Annotated in this window: 17 protein-coding genes and 1 riboswitch; of the genes, 6 read left to right on the top strand and 11 right to left on the bottom strand. The window is 51.1% G+C overall.

Going from position 1 to position 18,071, the window contains the following annotated elements; genetic code table 11:
- Positions 1–3 precede the first annotated feature (3 nt).
- The 4 genes from thiQ to DCX48_09895 form a co-directional block, all read right to left on the bottom strand.
- The gene (gene thiQ / locus DCX48_09910) at positions 4–714 is read right to left on the bottom strand and encodes a thiamine ABC transporter ATP-binding protein ThiQ (GenBank protein QXE14791.1); all 711 of its coding nucleotides are present in this window, start codon (positions 712–714) and stop codon (positions 4–6) included.
- Positions 701–2,308 (bottom strand): thiamine/thiamine pyrophosphate ABC transporter permease ThiP, encoded by a 1,608-nt coding sequence (gene thiP / locus DCX48_09905; protein ID QXE14790.1) that lies wholly within the window; start codon positions 2,306–2,308, stop codon positions 701–703. Before thiP ends, thiQ begins: the two co-directional genes overlap by 14 nt.
- Positions 2,284–3,300, bottom strand: coding sequence for a thiamine ABC transporter substrate binding subunit (locus tag DCX48_09900; GenBank protein QXE14789.1), 1,017 nt, complete (start codon positions 3,298–3,300; stop codon positions 2,284–2,286). Before DCX48_09900 ends, thiP begins: the two co-directional genes overlap by 25 nt.
- A gap of 47 nt (positions 3,301–3,347) precedes the next feature.
- Positions 3,348–3,444: riboswitch (TPP riboswitch) on the bottom strand.
- 146 nt (positions 3,445–3,590) lie between these two features.
- Positions 3,591–4,496 (bottom strand): LysR family transcriptional regulator, encoded by a 906-nt coding sequence (locus DCX48_09895; protein QXE14788.1) that lies wholly within the window; start codon positions 4,494–4,496, stop codon positions 3,591–3,593.
- A gap of 282 nt (positions 4,497–4,778) precedes the next feature.
- Here DCX48_09895 and DCX48_09890 point away from each other — a divergent pair, with 282 nt between their 5' ends.
- Entirely contained in the window at positions 4,779–5,708 is a 930-nt protein-coding gene (locus DCX48_09890; GenBank protein QXE14787.1) for an aromatic alcohol reductase, read from the top strand.
- A 51-nt stretch (positions 5,709–5,759) separates the two neighbouring features.
- On the opposite strand, the gene sgrR is transcribed toward DCX48_09890, so the two are convergent.
- Positions 5,760–7,418 (bottom strand): HTH-type transcriptional regulator SgrR, encoded by a 1,659-nt coding sequence (sgrR, locus tag DCX48_09885; protein QXE14786.1) that lies wholly within the window; start codon positions 7,416–7,418, stop codon positions 5,760–5,762.
- Between the two features lie 90 nt (positions 7,419–7,508).
- On the opposite strand from sgrR, the gene sgrT reads away from it, so the two are divergent.
- Complete coding sequence (gene sgrT, locus DCX48_09880; protein ID QXE14785.1) at positions 7,509–7,673, top strand: glucose uptake inhibitor SgrT; 165 nt, start codon at positions 7,509–7,511, stop codon at positions 7,671–7,673.
- Between the two features lie 132 nt (positions 7,674–7,805).
- Here sgrT and DCX48_09875 read toward each other — a convergent pair whose 3' ends face one another.
- Both DCX48_09875 and DCX48_09870 read right to left on the bottom strand, forming a co-directional pair.
- Positions 7,806–8,363, bottom strand: a complete 558-nt coding sequence (locus tag DCX48_09875) for a hypothetical protein (GenBank protein ID QXE14784.1) — start codon at positions 8,361–8,363, stop codon at positions 7,806–7,808.
- A gap of 28 nt (positions 8,364–8,391) precedes the next feature.
- Entirely contained in the window at positions 8,392–8,619 is a 228-nt protein-coding gene (locus DCX48_09870) for a hypothetical protein (GenBank protein QXE14783.1), read from the bottom strand.
- 570 nt (positions 8,620–9,189) lie between these two features.
- Here DCX48_09870 and DCX48_09865 point away from each other — a divergent pair.
- The 4 genes from DCX48_09865 (at position 9,190) to DCX48_09850 (ending at position 13,091) form a co-directional block, all read left to right on the top strand.
- Positions 9,190–10,809: a HAMP domain-containing protein gene (locus DCX48_09865; protein QXE14782.1), complete on the top strand. Its 1,620-nt coding sequence runs from the start codon at positions 9,190–9,192 to the stop codon at positions 10,807–10,809.
- A gap of 218 nt (positions 10,810–11,027) precedes the next feature.
- Positions 11,028–11,864, top strand: coding sequence for an AraC family transcriptional regulator (locus tag DCX48_09860; GenBank protein QXE14781.1), 837 nt, complete (start codon positions 11,028–11,030; stop codon positions 11,862–11,864).
- Between the two features lie 184 nt (positions 11,865–12,048).
- Positions 12,049–12,783 carry a branched-chain amino acid ABC transporter permease gene (locus DCX48_09855; protein QXE14780.1) on the top strand — a complete coding sequence of 245 codons (735 nt, stop codon included), beginning with the start codon at positions 12,049–12,051 and terminating at the stop codon, positions 12,781–12,783.
- On the top strand, positions 12,780–13,091 hold the full coding sequence (locus DCX48_09850) for an AzlD domain-containing protein (protein QXE14779.1): 312 nt from the start codon (positions 12,780–12,782) through the stop codon (positions 13,089–13,091). The genes DCX48_09855 and DCX48_09850 overlap by 4 nt, the downstream gene beginning before the upstream one ends.
- Positions 13,092–13,171: 80 nt before the next feature.
- Here DCX48_09850 and leuD read toward each other — a convergent pair whose 3' ends face one another.
- Genes leuD through DCX48_09830 form a run of 4 tightly spaced genes read right to left on the bottom strand, consistent with a single transcriptional unit; the run spans position 13,172 to position 17,880 of the window.
- Positions 13,172–13,774 (bottom strand): 3-isopropylmalate dehydratase small subunit, encoded by a 603-nt coding sequence (gene leuD, locus DCX48_09845; GenBank protein QXE14778.1) that lies wholly within the window; start codon positions 13,772–13,774, stop codon positions 13,172–13,174.
- A gap of 13 nt (positions 13,775–13,787) precedes the next feature.
- The gene (leuC, locus tag DCX48_09840) at positions 13,788–15,188 is read right to left on the bottom strand and encodes a 3-isopropylmalate dehydratase large subunit (protein ID QXE14777.1); all 1,401 of its coding nucleotides are present in this window, start codon (positions 15,186–15,188) and stop codon (positions 13,788–13,790) included.
- A gap of 2 nt (positions 15,189–15,190) precedes the next feature.
- The gene (gene leuB / locus DCX48_09835) at positions 15,191–16,282 is read right to left on the bottom strand and encodes a 3-isopropylmalate dehydrogenase (protein QXE14776.1); all 1,092 of its coding nucleotides are present in this window, start codon (positions 16,280–16,282) and stop codon (positions 15,191–15,193) included.
- On the bottom strand, positions 16,282–17,880 hold the full coding sequence (locus tag DCX48_09830) for a 2-isopropylmalate synthase (GenBank protein QXE14775.1): 1,599 nt from the start codon (positions 17,878–17,880) through the stop codon (positions 16,282–16,284). Before DCX48_09830 ends, leuB begins: the two co-directional genes overlap by 1 nt.
- Positions 17,881–18,071 lie beyond the last annotated feature (191 nt).

Below are 18,071 nucleotides of genomic sequence, written 5' to 3'. Positions count from 1 at the left end.
TCTTTAATCGGAAGACGAGCGTGAAATTCCCAGGATGGCGGCAGCATCGGCGCTGCCATCCTGTAACGCCTGAGTCGGCCCATCATAATAAATCTGCCCGTCCACGATCAGTACCGTACGTTTTGCGATCCGCATGGCATCATCCAGATTGTGGGACACCATCAATAGCGTGAACTTGCGCTCCTCACACACGCTTTCAACCAGATCGAGCATTTCCTGACGTAGCGCGGGATCGAGTGCCGAGAACGGTTCATCTAACAGCAGAATGGGCTGGTGACGCACCAGACAGCGTGCTAATGCCGCGCGCTGACGCTGTCCACCGGACACCTGCGAGGGCAGACGATCAAGAAGATCGGTTAATCCGACCCTGTCAGCAATCTGCTGCAGCGTTGCGCGCTGTGCCGCATTGAGCCGTAGGCCGGGGTGTAGCCCCAGTGCGATGTTCTGCCCAATCGTCAGGTGAGGAAACAGGTTATTTTCCTGAAACAGAATCGAAACCGGCCGCTTGGCTGGGGACGTCTCGCGGTGAGATTCACCGTTAAGCCTCAATTCGCCACTGTCTGCCATCAGGAAGCCAGCCACCAGATTTAACAGCGTGCTTTTTCCCGCGCCGCTGGGGCCAAGGATAGCGATGCGCTCTCCCGGTTTGACGTGAAAATCAAAACGCATGGGTAAGTGCTGATAGAAGTAGGTCAATTTCTCAAGCGCGATCATGACGGCCTGCCAGTTTCTCAATCAGGGTAAATAACATAAAGCACAGCAGCATCAACAACAGTGCCGTGACTGCGCCGTCGGCGCTGCGATAGGAACCAATTTGCTGGTACAGATAGAACGGCAGCGTGCGGAACTGCTCATTACCGAATAGCGCGATAACGCCAAAATCCCCGATCGACAGCACGCAGGCAAAGGCTAACGCTTGCGCGAGCGGCTGTTTCAGCGCGACGAGTTCGATCAACTTCAATCGCTGCCAACCGCGAATATCCAGTGAAATACAGAGTCGGTTGTAGCGCTCGGCAACGTCCAGCATGGGGTTTTCCAGCACCTTAATAGCATACGGGATTGCCATCAACGCATTCGTGAATACCACCAGCACGTAAGGAGATTGCGGCAACCCGATGCTGTTATTCAGCAGCAGGAAAAAACCCGTTGCTAGAACAATACCCGGCATGGCGAGGATGAGCATACCGCTTAGATTCATCAACTGCCCGTAGAGTGGCTTCTGGCGTAACTTGAGTTCGCGGCTGCTCCAGAGCAGCATCATGGTCAGCACCAGACACAGCAGTCCCGCGCTTAAGGCAATACGTAGCGAGGTAAACAGCGTTTGCCAGAGCACGGGCTGTTGCAGCACGGAAACCAATGAGCGGTTCACGCCATCAACGACCACGGCTAGCAAGGGGGGAACGACCAGCAGCAACAGCGCACCGATCAGAAGGCCGTCAGTGAGGCGGCTTAAGGCGCTATCCTGCGGGTTACGCCAGGCAAGCTGCTGCGTACTGCCGACAGGCAAAATACTACCCAACCTCTGGCTCAACAGAACCAAACCGAGACAACAGACCATCTGAATTAATGCCAACAGCGCCGCGCGTGCCGGATCGTAATCAAAGCTCAATGCCTGATAGATGGCCAGCTCAATCGTGGTCGCTTGCGGGCCACCGCCTAGCGACAGAACGGTGGCAAAACTGGCAAAGCAGAGCATAAAAATCAGCGCGCCGGTTGGTAAAATTTGCCTGCGCAGGGCAGGCCATTCCAACAGACGGAAATGCTGCCAGCTGTTCATGCCCAGATTGGCGGCTAACTGACGCTGCTCGGTGGCGATCCCTTCCAGTGACTGCAACAGCAGTCGTGTTGCCAGCGGCAGATTGAAGAACACATGTGCCAGCAGAATGCCTTGCAATCCATAGGGCGAAAAGGTGTATTTCAGGTCAAACCAGCCCAGCGCAGAGGCCAGCCAGCCTTGTCGGCCATAAATGCTAAGCAGGCCAAAAACGGCGACCAGCACGGGAAGCACTAGCGTCATTGCGCACAGGCGCAGTAGCCAGCGGTGGCCGGGGAAGCGCCGTCGATAAAGCGCTCTGGCAAGAAAAATCGCCGGAACGGTAGAAAATAGCGCAGAGAGAAAGGCCTGCCAGAAGGTAAACCGAATTACATGCCAGAGATAGCTGTCATGCCATAGCGTGCGCCACTGGCTTTCTGGTGCCTGTATCCACAGTGCGCCAAAAGCCAGTACGGCAACGGAAATTAACAGCGTGGTGGCCAGTAGCCCTGGCCACAGACGTCCGCCGATCAGTGGCTGACGGCGCGTTGCCATGCCTGAATCCACTGCGTCCTTTGATCGGCGACTTCCTGCGCGCTGAACTGCATGGCTTTTTCAGGAACCGCGAGCGTCGCGAAGCCTGCTGGCAGTTCGGTTTTCACCGCCGGATACATCCAGTTGGTGGTGGGGATCGCCTGCTGGAAGGTTGGGCTCAGGATGAACTGCATAAAGCGTTTTGCCAGCTCGGGATTTTTGCTGGAAGCCAACTGTCCGGCGATTTCGATTTGCAGATAATGCCCTTCGCTAAAGGTAGCCGCCGCGTAGTTGTCTTTCTTCTCTTCGATGATGTGATAGGCCGGTGACGTGGTGTAGCTCAGTACCAGATCGGCTTCCCCTTTCAGGAACAGGCCGTAGGCTTCGCTCCAGCCTTTAGTGACGGTAACGGTTTTTTTCGCCAACTTTTGCCAGGCTTGCGGTGCATCGTTGCCGTACACTTTCTGCATCCACAGCAGTAGACCCAGTCCCGGTGTGCTGGTGCGCGGGTCCTGATAGATCACTTTCCACGGCGCGTTGCTGTCCACCAGTTCATGCAGGCTTTTCGGTGGGTTCTTCAGCGTGTCTTTGTTATACACAAACGCGAAATAGCCGTAGTCGTAAGGGATGAACGTTTTATTGCTCCAGCCGCCCGGCACCGTGACGGTGCTGGTGTCCTGACCGTGTGGCGTAAACAGGCCGGTTTGCTCAGCAGCTTGCAACAGGTTGTTGTCCAACCCCAGAATGACGTCCGCTTTGCTATTTTTTCCTTCCATACGCAGACGATTCAGCAGCGACGCGCCATCCTCCAGCGCGACGAAATTCAGTTCGCACTCGCACTCTTTTTCAAACGCGGTCTTGATGACGGGGCCTGGACCCCACTCGGAAGCGAATGAGTCATAGGTATAAACGGTAAGCGCGGGCTTGGCGAAAGCGGATGCTGAGAGCAGTAACAGACAAGGCAGGCTGGTTTTCAGCACGATGGCTGAACGCTGTAATAATTGATTTAACACTTTGCACTCCTGAGAATCATAGGGTGGCAAAGGACTTCGAGGCAGCAATAAGCCGCACTCTCAAATCCCTTCGCCGGTATTAACCGGATCAGGTTCGACGGGTATCTTCTCAGCGAAAAATTTTCCGCACCCCGTTGAGAACGGCTCATTGTAAAGGGTTAAGTCGGACAGTGAAAGGCTCTCCGTGTTCCGGCGGCGCGAACCAGATTTGAATGCTCATTCAGCCGCAGCCGCAGTACGTGCACAATTTCGTTTAACGTAATGACCTTGGTTGTTCTGTTTGTGGACATTCACCATTTCACGGATTCCTTCTCGATTAGCGCGGTACACCAGTCGATAAAGGCGCGGATAGCAGGCGAAAGGTGGCGGCTTTGCGGGTAGAGGATGAAAATAGGTTCAAACGGTGATCCGATATCAGGAAGCAGCCTGACAAGATGTCCATCAGAGAGTTGCTGGCGTACCATATAGCTGGCAATGCGTAGTAGGCCCAGACCGGCTACGCCTGCGGCGACATACGCATCGGTGTCATTTACGCTGATCTGTCCTGCTCGCGGAATCGCTACGGTGTGTGCCTCATCGTGAAACCCCCAACTCGTTGAACGACCTGTCCGGCTGTGGGTATATCCCACTGCGGTATGCTCTTTGAGCGAGTCCACCGTTGTGGGGTGTCCATGCTGTTCAAGATAGCGTGGGGAAGCGCAGATATGCCACTGGAACGTACCGAGTCGCCGTGCGACCAGTCGCGATAACGGCGGTTCTCCGGTTCTGATGACACAATCGATACCCTGCTGGACAATATCCACAGTGGCATCACCTAGGTGGAAGTCCAACCTTATTCCAGGATGACGTTCACAGAAGTCGGGTAGTGCCGGGATAAGGAAATTTTTGACCAGAGAAGGTGTCGCCCCGATTCTGATCGTTCCCTGTAGTTCCTCCTTTTGCTGTGCCGTTACGCTTTCCGCCGCGTGCACATCCCGTAAGATCGCTTTGCAACTGTCGTAATAGCGCAGGCCAACATCCGTAATGCTGAGTGCTCGCGTCGTTCGGTTAAGTAACCGAGCACCAAGATGTGATTCGAGTTCTTTGATGCTACGGGTGACGGTGGATGGCAGAACATGCAGGGTTTCCGCCGCTTTTTTGAAACTACCCGCATCGACCACACGGATAAATGTTTCCATGGCCTGAAACCGATCCATACGATGATGTCTCCCTATTTGCGATGAAACGTTGATAAGACGTGTAAGGCGTACTGCCGTATTAGCAGCTATATCACCTTATCGTTTGATTTTTTCAAATTATGAAGTGATGTGGCTGAATCTTATCATCTTCACATTTTTGTATAACATGACACTCGAACTCTAAATATCCTTGTGCTGACAAGTATTATCAGACCAAGGGCATGTTAGCACACTGAATGCATGGGGGTGTTCATCACTCCCTGTGATAGAGATAATTTGAAATTTTGAAGGAGTTAAAGCGTGAATGACCGCGGAACAGCGTTGAAAGATATTCTTGTACTTGGCGCAGGGCAACTCGGTATGGCGGTATTGCGTGCTCTTGCACCGCGTGCGCGAGCCTTGCCGTTGTCGGTCACAGTACTCGTCTCGCCAAGTACAATTAACGATCCGTCGGAGCAGGGTATGGCAACACTGACCGAACTCCGTGCACTAGGGGTTGACGTTATCGGGTTCGATCTGGCCTCTGATGAACACGCTCTGATCGAGCTTTTCAGGAATTATAAGACGGTATTGAACTGTTCGGGATTCGTAGCAGGGCCGGGCACTCAAATGAAAATAACCAGAGCAGTGTTGGCTGCCAACGTCACGCGCTATTTCCCTTGGCAATTCGGTGTTGATTATGACGTCGTGGGTCGAAAAAGCGGCCATCCGGTTTTTGATGAACAGTATGACGTGAGACAGTTGCTACGTAGCCAGCTGGGCACCGAATGGGTGATTGTTTCGACCGGTATGTTCACGAGTTTCCTGTTTGAGCCCGCCTTCGATGTAGTGGATCTGGATCGCGGAATTCTTCACGGTCTGGGAAGTTGGGATACGAAGGTGACCGTGACGATCCCCGAAGATATTGGCTGGCTTACGACTGAAATCTTGCTGGGCGAACCACGATGGGTTAATGAGGTTGTCTACGTGGCAGGTGACACGATCTCATACGGGCAACTTGCTGATGTCGTTGAACGTGTCACAGGGAAGATCTTTGAGAAGACACTATGGACTCTGGACAAATTGCGCAGGGATCTGAAAGTTGCTCCAGATGACGCAATGGCACGCTACCGGGCCGCGTTTGCTTTGGGGGAGGGGATGTGGTGGGACAAATCCCGCACGTTCAATGAGCGTAATGGTTACGAGACGGTCGACGTCGAGCATTTCTTACGGATGCAGTTGCAAAAATAGGCAGAAATGTGCGGAGCGATTCAACGTGCCCCGCACTTTTTTCTAATGCAATCAGCGTTCCGGCGGTGCAAACCAGGCGGATTTAAAATCAAACCAGCCCAGCATATTCATCCTGACGCCGCGCATGCTGCGCTGCCCTTGAAGTTGCAGCCAATGATGCAATAACGGATGCAACTGCCCACTCTTGATGAGTTTTTCACACCATTCCGCCATTGGTAACGTATGGCTACGCCACTGCTGTGCATCGGTATCTAGGTCGTCATTCAGGCAATGTTGCACCAGTGGCAGCTCATAGAGCATGGCAAACAGCGAGAATTCGAGCGGCAGATAACAATTCAGGCTGCCAAACCAGATATCGCTCTCGGCATTGCCCTGATACCAATCTTCGTAACTGATGGTCTGAAGATGTAGGGTAACGCCCTGTTGTGCCAGCAGCGTGCGCATAATCTCGCTTAATATCCGGTACTCTGGGTGTTCCTGATAGAACGTGAGCGTGACGTCGGTTAGCCCATCGGGAATGGACTGTGGCGTATCGGGATGATGGTGATGCCAGCGCGGCAGCAGGCTGTAGGCGGGTGACCAGTCGCGCTGGTTGCTGGTATTGGCGTGGCTGAGCAGCGAAACAGGGTTAAATACCTGTCTGAGCCATCGCAGCGCTTCTGGACGCTGGTTCAGCGGCGATCGTTTGTCGAATAACAGGAAATAACCGCCTTCTTCCATTCGGCTTTCCAGCTGTTCATGGTGGGAATCATCAGACTGGAATTGGACAGACACTGGCATTTCTTCCGGCTCGTCCGGCAAGACCCAAATGTTGACCTCATCAATCAGCGCCCGATAGCCAAAATAGTCGTCGAAGGCGCGGATCTTCAACTGGCTGCTGTTATTGCGTACTACAGCGTAAGGCCCGGTGCCAATCGGGTGTTGGGCGAAATTCGGCAGCGTTTGCCACTCCTGCGGCAGAATCATGGCGTGCACGCTGGCCAGGAGCCACGGCAGCCATTTATCTGGGCTACTCAGCCGGATATCAATCACAAACGGCATCGGTGAATTCACCGCTTCAATATGGGAGAAGAGTGGAAGCGGAATGAGCCGTGATAATGATGTGGTGATGTCGTCCATCGTGAGTTCACGACCGTGATGGAAACGGATAGCCGGCCGCAGATAAAAGCGCCAGTGCAGCGGTGCTAGCATCTGCCAGTGATGAGCCAGGTCGGGTTTTAGTTCCCCATTTTCCTCATTTATATTGGTCAGGCCGCTAAAAATTTGTCGCGCAATATGCATTTCTGAGCGCCGCAGTGCCGAACTGGGCAGCAAATTGCGTAATGGGCGGTAATAGAGGATGCGCAGAATGTGCTTTCCTTGCCGGAAACTCCGGCCAAGGTGGGAGAGTAGCATCTGGCGCACCGCTTCTTTGTCACCGACCAACTGCACCAGTTGCTCAATACGATCCTGTTCTAGCAGATCCTCGGCACGCTGTTGCTGTAGCGCTAATCCGGTATACACAAAGGAGAGCTGCGAACGTTTTCCTCTTCCGGCTTCTGCCTGCCAGATGAGCCAGCCTTCCAGCTGCATCGCGTTCAATAACGAGCGGATATGGCGGCGTGAGCAGTTCAGCACCCCCGTCAGCTCTTGCAGCGTGGTGTCGGTGGTTTGTCCCTGAAAGTGTTGCCACAGACGGATGAACTGTTGTTGCAATCGAGGAGAAGACATAAAAGAGGAACTCCCTGCACTAAAGTCATCAATTTATCTTTCCCTATATTACGTCGATACTTTCTAACAAGGAAAGAGAGGAGGTGGCTCATGACAATTTCCCGTTTGTCCCAGTTCTATCGAACCTACTTATCGACCTGTAAAGTGAAGTGGTTGCGATGGATGTCTACCCAACAGCGCGTTGCATTATTGCAGCAGGCGACGCAGTGGCACCTGAACGAAATGTCCGACGACGAATACCGTCATTGGCTCTAGGTGGTGCGAGGAAATGTATTCTGAGTAATGGTGATGTTTCACCAACCAGCGAGTTTTCTCGCTGGTTTTTTTTATGGTGCAGATCTGCTTACCGCGTTTGAGTTGTCGCTGATGGTTTACCCTAAGGAGATATCAGCGGTAGTTTTCACGTAATGGTTTACCCTCGCTGAGCAATGCACAATAACGCGCCAATTCGTCCTGCTGGTGTGCATTGCGTATCTGCAAGGCCAGATTAATCGTGGCAAGCTGCCGAGCGTTGTCGGCCAATTCCTGTGGTATTTTTTTTTGTTTGGCTAGCCAGTCGGCGACATCACTCCACTCCCATAGCGGCGATGTACCGCGTAAGCGTTGAACCGGAGAGGGGAAATCGCCTGCGCCACGTTTTCCATCTTTTAGAAGCGCAATGGCTTGACGCGACAGCGCGGCTAAGGCGGCGATGTCACTAATCCCAACCCAGGCCGCATCGACGGAGTGGACTCTTGCCTGAATATCTGCGGACTCAATATCATGAATAGCGCTGATGACTGCGGTAGAAAAATGCGGGCTTTCTCGATCAAATTCGAGATAGACGGCGTTGCCATAGAAGCAGATCAGAGCATCGTCGCAGCCGCTGGCAAAAAGTGCATCTTCTAGTCCTGCGGTGTCTGCACAAACGCCCGATAGCGTGAGAGAGAAGTGATACGTTGCCATAAATTCCTCAGTAAGCCGTATGTGTCTTCTACTGTTTCTGCATTGCCAGACAGCTATCGACGTTGCGGCGGATTTGCTTTGCGTGGTTTTCCGAGACTGATGGCGTGGACCAAATACTCATTATATGAGTACTGTGGTCTGGCGTGCTGCAGATAAGCCTGCCAAATGCATGTCCGTTACTGGAATAAAAACGCCACCCCCGCGTTAATGCGTATTCAATAGCTTCCTGTATATGCTTATTTGGATGTTTTTTCATCGCTATAGAGGGCCATGGTAAATTTTTATGTTGACGAATGTCAACGCTTCCATTGGTGGAGCGTGAAATATACCCGCTTATTTCTCTGAAAATTAAACGACGTGATGAGGCTGCGTGCGGTTTCGCAAAAGTAGGTTGAGAAGAAGAGGGAAAGCCTGCCTGCAGAGGGTGGTATGCAGATAATGCTAACGTGAAGATGATTTAATACCAAAAATAAAATATTAGAATGGAATTCATTGTCATTAAAATTAAACAATTCTATGAATGTGTTTCTATACTAATAATGAATGGTCACGTAAGTGTGGTGACCAAGATGATTCACTAACCTTATGTAATAGTTTACGTTTTGAATTGTTTTTAATTGAAATGATTTTCGTTGAAATGACGCTTTTCCGTGATGGCGATCTTGTAGATAAAATTATTTTTAGAGGTTCCTATTTTTTCTCTCGTACTTAACGCACATTGTTATAATATTTAAATGCTATGTAACATGTGGTGGCGTTTTATTTTTCCTTGTTTACCTGAAATTCACTTCACAGCAACTTTCTGAATAACTCGACGGATGTAAAAATGAGCGATGTACCGTATCAGTCAATAGCACTTTACGAAAAATCAGAACCTTGGCATTCCTCCCCTGGGGTGCATAATATTAAGTTAACGCCTCTTTTTATTATTGTTTTTTCTGGTGTTTTACTGCTCTTTGCCGTTGCTGTCGCAACATCATCCTACTTTCTGAAGCAGGCAGAATTGTCATTAAATGAATCAACGCTGGAATTGAATGTTCGGATGGAGTTAGTTGATAGCGCTAACCATATGCGTGCGGCACGTATGAATTTGCTGCATGCCGTGAACCATTTACATAATGGTCTTACGAACAATTACAACGCCAGTATGAAAGCCGCAGAAGAACGGCTGGTGATGTCGCAGCAAATGTTTAACGGATATCAAAATAGAGCGGCCCGTTCTGATGTTGAACTCGCCCGTGATAATGAGCTAAAAGCGCGTTATAGCGATTATGTTGAGCGGGGTACCAAGCCCATGTTTGACATAGCGAAAAAAGGTAATGTTGAAGAACTCAATGCGTTTGAGTCGACGACGATGTCTAAATTGGATGATGAGTACGATGTGCCGCTGAAAGCGTCCTACCTTTATCGGGTTGAGATGGCCAAGAATATTAATGTGACGGCTGAGAGACATTCAACGCTGGGATACACGCTCATGACCGGGGCATTTATTCTTGCCATCGTGTTAACCGGCATGACGTTCTTATTAATTCGCCGAGTTATTATTAACCCAATACAGTATTGGGTGTCGCGTATACAGGCGATCGCGCAGGGGGACTTAACGCGTGCGCGTGCGGATGTGGGGAGAAATGAAATAGGCATTTTGGGTAACAATATCCAGCAAATGCAGGATTCACTCTCAGAAACGGTTGGCTCGGTGCGTGATAGCGCGGAGTCTATTCACAGCAGTTCGACGAAAATCGCCGTTGGCAATACAGATTTGTCCGCACGAACGGAACAGCAGGCTGCGGCGCTGGCGGAAACGGCTGCCAGTATGGAACAGCTCACGGCGGCGGTGAAACAAAATACCGATAATGCGCATCATGCTAGCAAGGCGGCGACGGATACGTCGTCTAAAGCGGTGAACGGTGGCAGCATTGTGGAACAGGTTGTGGGTTCGATGGCGGACATTGCCAAAAGTTCAGGCAAAATTTCTGAGATTATTGCGCTTATTAACGGGATTGCATTCCAGACCAATATTCTGGCGCTGAATGCGGCGGTGGAAGCCGCCCGAGCGGGTGAGCAAGGCAAAGGGTTTGCGGTGGTTGCAGGAGAAGTGCGTAATCTGGCACAGCGCTCTGCTAACGCAGCGACAGAGATTGCCGCACTAATTAAAGAATCCGCAACCAGAGTGACGGAGGGGACGACGCTGGCGTCTGAAGCGGGTAAAGCGATGGCTGAGATTGTCGCCGAAATTAATAACGTCACCCGGATCATGAATGAGATTGCGCTGGCTTCCGATGAGCAAAGCAGCGGTATCAATCAGGTGTCGTTAGCGATATCAGAAATGGATCGGGTTACGCAACAAAACACGACGCTGGTGTTGGAGGCTTCCTCGTCTGCCTCATCGCTGGAGCAGCAGGCTGAGAGGTTGAATCTTGGGGTGTCTAGGTTTCACCTGATGTAATCCCGTTGGTAAAAAAGCCAGAGCGGTAAAAAACAGAGATGTATCATTGATCGCCAGCGGCTTGTGTCGCTGGCTTTTTTTCGACGTTTTTTCCCGCATGGGATGTTAATCCACTTCTGATAGAATCAATGAAACAGGTTCACTGCTTCTGGATGATAACGCTCGCATGTTGCTTCTCCGCCAGAGCAATTTTGTACAAACGATAAGAGGATTGATGCGTGCATAAAAAGCCGGTTGCGCAAGAGCAGACAAACTTCAAGCACCTTGACGCACTCGGCGGTCTGGATATGTTGCAGGCGCAGTACTACCAGCAGCGTTTTCCTCGGCATGTTCATGATACCTATTGCATCAGCGTGATTGAGCAGGGCGCTCAGCGCTTTTATCGTTCAGGTGCAGAGCATGTTGCGCCCAAAGGTGACATCATCTTGGTGAATGCGGACGATGTGCATACGGGAAGTTCTGAGGTCGAAACCGGCTGGGCCTATCGGGCTATTTATCCGCATCCTGACCTTTTTCGTTCAATTAATCAGGAGCTTCAACGCTCAAAGGATTCCATTCCGTGGTTTCCTGATGCTGTGGTGCACGATCCAGGGTTGGCGGAACAGTTGCTCATGACGTTCAATATGCTTGCTCAGCCGGGCAATATGCTATTGAAAGAAACGCTACTGTTATCTTCACTGACCTGGCTAACGATGCGCTATAGCAAGACTCGCCTGACGCCACAAATGTTGCCCATTGCGACTCAAAATATACTGAACGTTAAAGCCTTTATGGACAGCTATCCTGAGAGAGAACTCGCTCTCGTTGAATTGGCAGAACTCGCCGAGCTCAGCGTGTGGCACTTCTTACGGCAGTTTAAAGCGGTTGTCGGTATTACGCCCCACGCTTATTTGATTCAGGCTCGTCTGCGCAAGGCTAAAGACCTATTGCGTAAAGGTAGTTCTATCCTCGATGTCTCTGTGTCGTGTGGGTTTACCGATCAGAGCCACCTCCATCGTCATTTCAAAAATTCTTTGGGGCTGACGCCAGGCGAGTTTGCTAAAGGCAACGCATAACCCGTCATACTTCAAGTTGCCTGTGCGTTGTTTAAAACGTTAACGTTTTGTCCTAAAACTCGAATTATTTAGGGTATAAATAGGCTCGTTCTCTATTCTGAGACGCAGCAACTTTATCCAATACTATTAAAACGCGTTTTGTTAATTTCCCGCTATCGATTTATTTATGGTAGTGCAATGTTATATGGAAAACACCGTAGCTCGTTCGTCATCGGCAGTAAAAGACACAATTAGCCCGTGGAAGCACTTTATGACCGGCGTGGTTGAAATGCTTCCTCTCTGTTTATCGGTTGTGCCCTGGGGGATTCTTGCTGGCTCAATGGCTATCCAATCGGGATTATCCGTCGGGCAAAGTATCGGGATGTCCGCTATTATTTTTGCGGGAGCCGCACAATTAGTCTCGTTAGGATTGCTCATGTCTGGGGCGAATGTCGCGACGTTATTAATATCCGTTTTCTTTATCACCGCACAGCACTTGATATACGGCCTGACATTACGCGAATACGTTTCGACCTTGAAATTAAGAAAACGGCTGCCTATTGGTTTTTTATTATCAGATGAACTTTTTGCGCTCAGTGAAAAGAAAGATAGGAAGAATAATGTCAGCGCCAGCTATTTAATCGGTGCGGGCGTCACCTTTTATATCTTTTGGAATATCTTTAGCATTCTTGGCGTGCTTATGGCGTCTGCTGTGCCTGACCTGGATAAATATCACCTTGATTATTCTATCGTTGCCACGTTCATCACCATCGTTGTCCCGATGATCAAGAAAATCAGTACCTTTTCTGGTGTCCTGTTTTCCCTGCTATTATCGATGCTATTGACCTATTTCAAGATAGACGGTGCCATCGCTATTGCCGGTGTCGGCGGTATGTTTTTCTCTGTATTCATCGCATCTGTGCTTAAGGAAGAAAAATGAGTTGGTTATTGATATTCGTTCTGTCGGGGATCGTTTTTTTTAATCGCTATATCTTTCTTGAGCCCGCTGTTCCGGTAAAAATTCCTGTTTTACTCCATCGTGCTTTAAAGTATTCCGCGCCATGTTTACTCACTGCGATTTGTGGGCCGATTATTTTAATGGAACACGGCGTTATTCGCGCATTTCCTGATAACCCTTATTTCCTCGGCGCGATTGTGAGTGTCGTTATTTCATTTTTTATCAGAAATATTGTGGTCGCCGTGCTGTTGAGTATGCTGGCTTTTTATCTCATTGCTGCCTTGCTTTAGCGCTTAATTTAAAAAAGAAAAAGCCCGCAAAAATGCGGGCTTCATACTATCCATAATCTCAAACTATCCGTAATCTCAAATCAGTTCAGAAACGCCGGCTGATTCTTTTCATACTCGGTAATCGATGCTTCGTGTTGCAGCGTCAGGCCGATGCTGTCTAATCCGTTGATCATGCAGTGACGGCGGAAGCTGTCGATTTCAAACGGATAGCGTTTGCTGTCCGCCTGAACAACCTGATTTTCCAGATCGACAGTGAAAGTAATACCTTCCTGCTCGTCCACCAGCTTGAACAGCTCGTCCACTTCCTCGTCGCTCAACTTCACTGGTAACAGTTGGTTGTTAAACGAGTTGCCATAGAAAATATCGGCGAAGCTTGGGGCGATAACGACGCTGAAGCCGTAGTCGGTCAGCGCCCACGGTGCGTGTTCACGGGAAGAGCCACAGCCGAAGTTTTCCCGCGCCAGCAGGATACTCGCCCCTTTGTAATGCGGTTTGTTCAGCACAAATTCAGGGTTAGGCTGTTGACCGGCATCGTCTAGAAAGCGCCAGTCGTGGAACAAATGTTGGCCGAAACCGGTACGCGTCACCTTTTGCAGAAACTGCTTGGGAATGATGGCGTCAGTATCGACGTTAGCGGCATCCAGAGGAACCACCAGACCTGTGTGTTGGGTAAATTTAGCCATGTCGGTTTCTCTCTTAATTCAACTCGCGGACGTCGGCAAAGCGACCCGTCACCGCAGCTGCAGCAGCCATCGCCGGGCTGACCAGATGGGTGCGTCCAGCGCGCCCCTGACGGCCTTCAAAATTACGGTTGCTGGTTGATGCGCAACGCTCGCCGGGGTTCAGGCGGTCATTGTTCATCGCCAGACACATGGAGCAGCCCGGTAAGCGCCACTCAAAACCTGCTTCGATGAACACTTTATCCAGCCCTTCCAGCTCCGCCATGGTTTTTACCGGGCCGGAGCCGGGTACGACGATAGCCTGAACGCCTGCGGCAACTTTACGCCCTTTGGCGATTTCTGCCGCCGCACGCAAATCTTCAATACGTGAGTTGGTGCAAGAACCAATGAAGACTTTATCGATCTTCACGTCGGTCAGTTTAATGCCGGGTTGCAGATCCATATAGGCCAGAGCTTTGGCGGCAGAGGCGCGTTCTACCGGATCGCTGAAAGAATCAGGGTTAGGGATTTCCTGATTAACGGCGATAACCTGACCGGGGTTGGTGCCCCAGGTGACCTGTGGTGCAATTTGCGCGGCGTCCAGCGTGACGATAGTGTCGAACTGCGCGTCATCATCGGATTTCAGCGTGCTCCAGTATGCAACGGCGGCATCCCAGTTTGCGTCTTTCGGGGCAAACTGACGACCTTTCAGATAGTTAAACGTGGTTTCATCTGGTGCAACCAGACCGGCCTTCGCGCCCATCTCAATGGCCATGTTGCACAGCGTCATACGGCCTTCCATGCTCAGCGCACGAATAGCTTTACCACAGAATTCAACCACATGGCCGGTGCCGCCCGCGCTACCGGTTTTACCGATGATCGCCAGCACGATGTCTTTCGCGGTGATGCCATGAGCAGCATCACCGGTGACTTCAATCTTCATGGTTTTGGCGCGACCCTGTTTCAGGGTTTGCGTCGCCAGCACATGTTCCACTTCCGACGTACCGATGCCGAAGGCCAGTGAGCCAAATGCGCCGTGCGTTGCGGTGTGTGAGTCACCGCAAACGATGGTCATACCCGGCAGCGTCATCCCTTGTTCTGGGCCGATAACGTGAACGATGCCTTGATACGGGTGGTTCAGGTCATACAATTGAACGCCAAACTCCGCACAGTTCTTGATTAGCTCCTGCATCTGAATGCGGGCCATCTCACCACTGGCGTTGATGTCCTTGGTCTGCGTGGACACGTTGTGGTCCATGGTCGCGAAGGTTTTCCCCGGTTGACGAACCTTGCGGCCCATCGCACGCAGGCCGTCGAACGCCTGCGGAGAGGTCACTTCATGCACCAGATGCCTGTCGATATACAGCAACGGTGTTTCGTTCGGCGCTTCATGAACGATGTGCGCATCGAACAATTTTTGATATAACGTCTTACCCATGGTTATGCCCCTTGCGCCACGAAACGCGCAATAACGTCGCCCATTTCACTGGTACCGATCGCGTTGCTGGCGCTTGCCAGATCGGCGGTGCGGTAACCTTCAGCCAGCGCAGTATTGACGGCTTTTTCGATTGCCTCTGCGGCATCATCTGCCCCCAGACTGTAACGCAACAGCAGCGCCAGTGACAAAATCTGTGCAATCGGATTGGCAATGTCTTTACCCGCGATATCCGGTGCAGAACCGCCAGCAGGTTCGTACAACCCGAAGCCTTGTTCGTTGAGGCTCGCGGAAGGCAGCATGCCCATTGAGCCGGTAATCATGGCGCACTCGTCGGACAGAATGTCACCGAACAGGTTAGAACACAGCATCACGTCAAACTGAGACGGGTCTTTAATTAATTGCATCGTCGCGTTATCGATATACAGATGAGACAGTTTTACATCTGGATAGGCTTTAGCGACTTCAGTAACGATCTCGCGCCACAGAATGGAGCTTTGCAGCACGTTGGCTTTATCGATGGAGGTCACGATGCTGCGACGTTTACGTGCGGATTCAAACGCGATGTGCGCGATACGTTCAATTTCGAAACGGTGATACACCTCGGTATCGAAAGCGCGCTCATATTGACCGCTACCTTCACGGCCCTTCGGCTGACCGAAGTAGATTCCGCCCGTCAGCTCGCGCACGCACAGAATATCAAAACCTTTCGCGGCGATATCGCTACGCAGCGGACAAAACGCTTCCAGCCCCTGATACAGACGCGCAGGACGCAGGTTGCTGAACAATTTGAAGTGCTTACGCAGAGGTAATAATGCACCGCGCTCCGGTTGTTCTGCCGGTGGCAGATGTTCCCATTTCGGGCCGCCAACGGAACCGAACAGGATCGCATCGGCCTGCTCACAGCCTGCGACGGTCGCCTGCGGCAACGGTGTGCCCTGACGGTCAATGGCGATACCGCCAACGTCGTATTCGCTGGTGGTAATGCGAATGCCAAAACGCTGACGTACCGCATCCAGTACTTTATGGGCCTGTGCCATTACTTCTGGGCCAATGCCGTCTCCGGGTAAAACGGCGATATGGTAGCTCTTTGTCATCACACTGTTTCCTGACTGTTTTGTTGTTTGCTATCGTTTTGTTGTTGGTTATTGTGCTGCTGCAGACGCTGAATTTCTTTTTCTACCTGCTGAGCACGTTTGATGTTGTTTAATACATTTACCATTGCTTGTGCGGAAGATTCAACGATATCCGTTGCCAGACCAACGCCGTGGAAACGACGCCCCTGATAATCCGCGACGATATCAACTTGACCCAGCGCATCGCGCCCCTGACCTTTGGCCGTCAGTTGGTATTTGACCAGCGAAACTTGATAACCCGTGATGCGGTTGATCGCCTGATAAACGGCATCCACTGGGCCATTACCCGTCGCCGCTTCTGACTGCGTTTCTTCTCCGCAGATCAGTTTGACTGAGGCCGTTGCCATCACGCTAGAACCAGACTGAACGCTGAAATAATCCAGATGGTAGAACTCAGGTTCTTCCTGCTGGCGGCTGATAAAGGCCAGCGCTTCCAGATCGTAATCAAATACCTGGCCTTTTTTATCCGCCAGTTTCAGGAAGGCAGAGTACAGATCGTCCAGATTATAATCGTTATCCTGATAGCCCATCTCTTCCATACGGTGTTTCACCGCCGCACGACCAGAGCGGGAAGTCAGGTTCAACTGCACTTCTTTCAGGCCGATGGATTCCGGTGTCATGATTTCGTAGTTTTCACGATTCTTCAGCACGCCATCCTGATGAATACCAGAAGAGTGGGCGAAAGCGTTGGCACCCACGACCGCTTTGTTAGCTGGGATGGGCATGTTGCAAATCTGGCTGACCAGTTGGCTGGTGCGGTAGATTTCCTGATGGTTGATGTTGGTATGGACGTTCAAGATGTCATGGCGGGTTTTTATCGCCATGATCACTTCTTCCAGTGAACAGTTGCCGGCACGTTCACCGATACCGTTCAACGTACCTTCTACCTGACGCGCTCCTGCGTGAACGGCTGCCATTGCGTTGCCGACTGCCAAGCCCAGATCGTCGTGAGTGTGAACAGAAATGATGGCTTTATCGATATTCGGAACATGTTGGTACAGCGAGGCGATGATATTACCGAACTCATGCGGCATGGTGTAGCCGACGGTGTCCGGGATATTAATCGTGCGAGCGCCCGCGTTGATTGCGGCCTCAACCACGCGACACAAGTCTGGAATGGGTGTCCGGCCCGCATCTTCGCAGGAGAACTCAACATCGTCTGTATAGTTACGTGCGCGTTTTATCATGTAAATGGCGCGTTCAATGACTTCGTCCAGCGTGCTGCGCAGCTTCGTGGCGATGTGCATCGGTGAGGTCGCGATAAAGGTGTGGATACGGAAGGCTTCTGCGACACGCAGCGCTTCTGCGGCAACATCGATATCCTTTTCTACGCAGCGAGTCAGACCGCACACACGACTATTTTTGATGTTGCGGGCAATGGTTTGAACGGATTCAAAGTCACCGGGAGATGACACTGGAAAGCCAACCTCCATGACATCAACGCCCATACGCTCCAGAGCGAAGGCAATTTGCAGTTTTTCTTTTACACTCAAACTCGCCTGTAAAGCCTGTTCACCATCGCGTAATGTGGTATCAAAAATAATGACTTGCTCGCTCATCGGTTTAGTTCCTTGTCGTGTCTACTTGTACTTAGCGCTCGGCGAGTAAAAAAAAACCCGCGCATCAGCGCGGGTTTTTGTATCGTGTGGCGAGAAACTTAGTTCTGAAGTCTGCCCACAAACCTACCGCGCAAGAAGGATGCGTTTAGTAGTAGGCTTAGTAGGACAGTAAACTTGAACATAGTGTCGTG

This window comes from Pectobacterium atrosepticum (assembly GCA_019056595.1).
GTDB classification, from domain to species: Bacteria; Pseudomonadota; Gammaproteobacteria; order Enterobacterales; family Enterobacteriaceae; genus Pectobacterium; species Pectobacterium atrosepticum.
The sequence above is the reverse complement of the archived record's forward strand: the minus strand, read 5'-3'. Positions and strand labels throughout refer to the sequence as shown.

What these genes read in the sequence shown, in the direction of transcription:
- thiQ (QXE14791.1), bottom strand. Translation starts at nt 714, where the DNA reads ATGATCGCGCTTGAGAAATTGACCTACTTCTATCAGCACTTACCCATG.
- thiP (QXE14790.1), bottom strand. Translation starts at nt 2,308, where the DNA reads ATGGCAACGCGCCGTCAGCCACTGATCGGCGGACGTCTGTGGCCAGGG.
- DCX48_09895 (QXE14788.1), bottom strand. Translation starts at nt 4,496, where the DNA reads ATGGATCGGTTTCAGGCCATGGAAACATTTATCCGTGTGGTCGATGCG.
- sgrR (QXE14786.1), bottom strand. Translation starts at nt 7,418, where the DNA reads ATGTCTTCTCCTCGATTGCAACAACAGTTCATCCGTCTGTGGCAACAC.
- sgrT (QXE14785.1), top strand. Translation starts at nt 7,509, where the DNA reads ATGACAATTTCCCGTTTGTCCCAGTTCTATCGAACCTACTTATCGACC.
- DCX48_09875 (QXE14784.1), bottom strand. Translation starts at nt 8,363, where the DNA reads ATGGCAACGTATCACTTCTCTCTCACGCTATCGGGCGTTTGTGCAGAC.
- DCX48_09870 (QXE14783.1), bottom strand. Translation starts at nt 8,619, where the DNA reads ATGAAAAAACATCCAAATAAGCATATACAGGAAGCTATTGAATACGCA.
- DCX48_09865 (QXE14782.1), top strand. Translation starts at nt 9,190, where the DNA reads ATGAGCGATGTACCGTATCAGTCAATAGCACTTTACGAAAAATCAGAA.
- DCX48_09855 (QXE14780.1), top strand. Translation starts at nt 12,049, where the DNA reads ATGGAAAACACCGTAGCTCGTTCGTCATCGGCAGTAAAAGACACAATT.
- DCX48_09850 (QXE14779.1), top strand. Translation starts at nt 12,780, where the DNA reads ATGAGTTGGTTATTGATATTCGTTCTGTCGGGGATCGTTTTTTTTAAT.
- leuD (QXE14778.1), bottom strand. Translation starts at nt 13,774, where the DNA reads ATGGCTAAATTTACCCAACACACAGGTCTGGTGGTTCCTCTGGATGCC.
- leuC (QXE14777.1), bottom strand. Translation starts at nt 15,188, where the DNA reads ATGGGTAAGACGTTATATCAAAAATTGTTCGATGCGCACATCGTTCAT.
- leuB (QXE14776.1), bottom strand. Translation starts at nt 16,282, where the DNA reads ATGACAAAGAGCTACCATATCGCCGTTTTACCCGGAGACGGCATTGGC.
- DCX48_09830 (QXE14775.1), bottom strand. Translation starts at nt 17,880, where the DNA reads ATGAGCGAGCAAGTCATTATTTTTGATACCACATTACGCGATGGTGAA.